The following is a 3,640-nucleotide window of genomic DNA, read 5'->3' as shown; positions in this document are numbered from 1 at the left end:
AACAGCGACTGAGCCATCTCGGCATACAGGGACGGCATGATGTCCCGTCACTCACCCGCACCTGGTTGGCCGGGGTGCAGCTCCGCGAGGACGGGCACTCTCGGGCGCTGCGAGCCGTATCTCCAGTCTGGCCAGTCGGCCGGGTGAGCGCACGCGGGCACGGGATTCTGCGAGGCGATGCCGCGACGGTGAGCCCGTCGCGGGAGCCGCCGTCACCGGTCGTCGCGTGTAATCGCACGTGCACGGCCGCACCACCGTTTCGGGGGGATGATGGGAAGACGCTGTACGTCAGTTGCGCATAAGTGGAACCGACACGCCTCCGATTCCGGAGCACGCAGATGGCCACTGGCAACGAGGACAGCGCCGGGGCCCGTAGGCCTGCCCGCGAAAGCCCGGACGAGCCGCGGAAATCTTCTCGTCCACCTCCTCGCCGCCGGGTGGCCGAAGCAGCGGCGTCCAAGCCCGCACGGCGGGTATCGGCCCCTCGCGCCAGCGCTACGCAGCCGAACAAACTCGCTGAACTGCTCGGCCGGACGCCGGAGTCCGTGTCGGCGCTCAGGAGAGCGAACTGCTCGCCTACCAGCGGATCCGCCGCTACAGCAGGGGGCAGATCGACCGGCCGACGTGACACGCACCCGGCTGCGGTGGGGGCACACACCCGCCGGGCACACCGGCGGCCGGCGAAAGGAGAGCACCCGTGACCGTGGTACCGCAAGGCAAAGCCGGAGTCTCCCGCGGCGGGAGCACTGGCAGTCTCTACGACATTCTCGAGTTGATCCTGGACCGCGGGCTGGTGATCGACATCTTCATCCGGGTCTCCCTGGTCGGTATCGGAGATCCTGAAGATCGACATCCGGATCGTCGTCGCCAGCGTCGACACCTACCTGCGGTTCGCCGAGTCCTGCAACCGCCTCGACCTGGAAGCCGGGCACAAGGCGCCCACCCAGCTCACCGACATCGTCGGCGATGTCGCCGAAGGCAGCACGCAAGGCAAGAGCAGCAGCGGTGCACGCGGCAAGAGCAAGGGCGCGCTGTCCGGCGCGATCGAGGCCGTGACCGACATGCTCCCCCTCGGCGGCGACAGCGAGGACGAGGAGGAAGAGGAGAAGCGGCCCGCGCCCAAACGCGAGCGGCCGGCCCGCAGGCCCACCCGACGCCGGGAGGAATGACGTGTCCGTCTACGTGTACTCCATCACCGCCCCCGACCACCCCCGGAAGCTGGACGGCCTGGCCGGCGTGGGCGAGCCCCCTCGATTCTCCGCAGCGTTTGCGAGGGGCCGCTCTGTGCGATCGCGAGCGACGCGCCGGACGGCCTACGGCCCAAACGCCGTGATCTCACCGCACACCAGAGCGTGCAGGAACGACTCATGTCCGACGGCACCGTTCTGCCGCTGCAGTTCGGCCTCACCGCCCCGGACGACGACGCCGTCCAGGCGGCGCTCACTGAACGCCGCGACGAGTACCTGAGCCGGCTCACCGCCCGGAGGGCTGCGCCGAGTACCACCTGAAGGCGGCCATCGACGAGAACGCCCTGCTGCGGCAGATCCTGCTGGAGTCGCCCCAGGCCCGGCGGCTCAACGAGGAGATCGTCGGCGGTGACACCACCCCGGAGCTGCCGCTGGCCCTCGGTGAACTGGTCGCCCAGGAGGTCCGGGCCCGCCACTACGCGCTGGCCACCGGCATCACCGAGGCCCTCCGGCCCCACGCCCGCCAGGAGGTGAACTCCGAGCCGACGGGAGAGGACTTCCTGAACGTCTCCTTCCGGCCCCGGTGTCCTATCCCTGACCCACGGTGCAAAGTAGCTGAGACTGATCATGGCTCCGGGGTGGCCGACGACGTCGCCCGCCTAGGCAGTGTCTCTCCGATCATCTGCTCGTTAGCTTTGTATGACTGGTCGCGGTGATCTGACGGACGCTGAGTGGGCTCGCCTGGAGCCGCTTCTACCGGTGAGCAATGGACGTTGTGGCAGGTGGCGGGATCACCGGCAGGTGATCAACGGGGTTCTACACCGGGTGCGAACCGGAGTGCAGTGGCGTGACCTGCCCGAGAGGTTCGGTCCGTGGAAGACCGTGCACAAGAGGCACCTGCAATGGTCGGCAGACGGCACCTGGGAGCGACCCTTGCAGCAGGTCCAGGCCGTCGCAGACGCCGAGGGATCCATCGACTGGGATGTCTCGGTTGACTCCACGGTGATGCGCACCCATCAGCACGCCGCCGGCGCCCGCAAGGCTGCCCCGCCGCAGGTCGCCTCAAAGGGGGCGACCGTGACGGAACATCAGATCGATCCGGCGTGGACAGGCCTGGCAGGCCATCTGGAGGAGGTGGTGCTCCAGGTGAGGGCCTGGGCCGCTCGCGCGGCGGCTTCACCACCAAGGTCCACCTGAGCGCGGATGGCCGTTGCCGCCCGCTGTCGCTGCTGGTCACACCCGGACAGCGGGCGGACTGCACCCAGTTCGAGCCGGTCATGGAGAAGATCCGCGTGGGTGCCGGCGCGGTCGCCGGTGCCCGGCAGGTCCTTGGCGAGCCGGCCTGCGAGTGCGCTCACCGGGCATCGACCGGGTGAGGACGCCGAGTGTGAGCAGAGCGAGCGCCGGCAGCACGGCGACGATGATTCCCATCGGCAAGGCGTCGGTGGCGCCACTCGCGCCAGCCAGCGGAGCAAGTGCCCCGCCGAACATGAACTGGCTGAAGCCGAGCAGAGCGGCGGCCGACCCGGCGTGTCCGCCGTGGTCGGCCAGGGCCTGGGCCGCGGCGTTCGGCATGACCAGGCCCACGCTGGAGACCAGGACGAACAGGCCGATCAGGAGCACGGGCAGGGGTGCCCGTGTCAGCACCGCGCCCAGGACCGTGGTGCCACCGGCTGTCGCGCCCAGCAGACCGGCGAGCAGCAGCACGCGGGCGCCGGCCCGGGCCACCAGCCGGCCGCTGATCTGGGCGGCCGCAATGAGTCCGGCGGCGTTGACGGCGAACACGGCGCTGTACTGCTGCGGTGACAGGCCGTGGATTTCCTGCAGGACGAACGGCGAGCCGGAGATGTAGGCGAACATCGCCGCGAAGACCAGGCCGTTGGCCAGGACGTACCCGGTGAAGACCCGGTCGCTGAGCAGCTGCCCGACGACAGCCAGCAGCGGCTGGCGTGACGCGGAGGGCCGGGTCTCCGGCAGTCCTGCGGCGGAGGCCGCCAGCATCACGGCGCCGAGTACGGCCAGGGCCACGAAGATTCCAGGCCAGGCCGTGACGCGCAGTAGCTGGCCGCCGAGGACCGGCGCGAACACCGGCGCCAGGCCGGTGATCAAGGTCAGTGCGGAGAAGAGACGTGCGGTGCCGGTTCCGGAGGTGCGGTCGCGGACCATGGCGTTGGCGATGACGATGCCGAACGCCCCGCCGATGCCCTGGACCAGGCGTAGGCCGACGAAGGTCCGGACGTCGGGTGCCACCGCGCAGAGCGCGCTGGCGATCGTGTAGAGGGCGAGGCCCGCCAGCAACGGACGCCGCCGGCCGTAGGTGTCGCTCAGCGGCCCGGCGATCAGCTGCCCGATGGCCAGCCCGGCCAGACAGGCGGTGATGGTGAGCTGGGTGGCCGCGGCGCTGGCGCGCAGGTCGCCGGCGAGGTCCGGCAGTCCGGGCAGGGTCGATGGAC

At 70.2% G+C, this 3,640-nt stretch carries 3 protein-coding genes and 2 pseudogenes; 4 read left to right on the top strand and 1 reads right to left on the bottom strand.

Translation table 11 applies throughout. The features are described 5' to 3' along the window. The first annotated feature begins 697 nt into the window (after positions 1-697). The 4 genes and pseudogenes from gvpJ to C2142_RS37110 all read left to right on the top strand — a co-directional run. Positions 698-1,169: pseudogene (gene gvpJ / locus C2142_RS37120) on the top strand (gas vesicle protein GvpJ). Positions 1,170-1,253: 84 nt separating this feature from the next. Next, on the top strand, positions 1,254-1,508 hold the full coding sequence (locus tag C2142_RS41865) for a GvpL/GvpF family gas vesicle protein (RefSeq protein ID WP_346766444.1): 255 nt from the start codon (positions 1,254-1,256) through the stop codon (positions 1,506-1,508). Further along, positions 1,505-1,903, top strand: a complete 399-nt coding sequence (locus C2142_RS41860; protein WP_346766443.1) for a GvpL/GvpF family gas vesicle protein — start codon at positions 1,505-1,507, stop codon at positions 1,901-1,903. The genes C2142_RS41865 and C2142_RS41860 overlap by 4 nt, the downstream gene beginning before the upstream one ends. After that, positions 1,887-2,482: pseudogene (locus C2142_RS37110) on the top strand (IS5 family transposase); the annotation flags it as partial. The gene C2142_RS41860 and the pseudogene C2142_RS37110, both read left to right, overlap by 17 nt. Here the strand turns inward: C2142_RS37110 and C2142_RS37105 are convergent. Continuing rightward, entirely contained in the window at positions 2,463-3,599 is a 1,137-nt protein-coding gene (locus C2142_RS37105; protein ID WP_241003342.1) for a multidrug effflux MFS transporter, read from the bottom strand. The pseudogene C2142_RS37110 and the gene C2142_RS37105 sit on opposite strands and share 20 nt — an antisense overlap. Positions 3,600-3,640 lie beyond the last annotated feature (41 nt).

Origin of the sequence: Streptomyces sp. CB01881 (assembly GCF_002953255.1) — a bacterium.
In the GTDB taxonomy this organism is placed as follows: Bacteria; Actinomycetota; Actinomycetes; order Streptomycetales; family Streptomycetaceae; genus Kitasatospora.
This window is presented reverse-complemented; position numbering and strand designations above follow the sequence as displayed.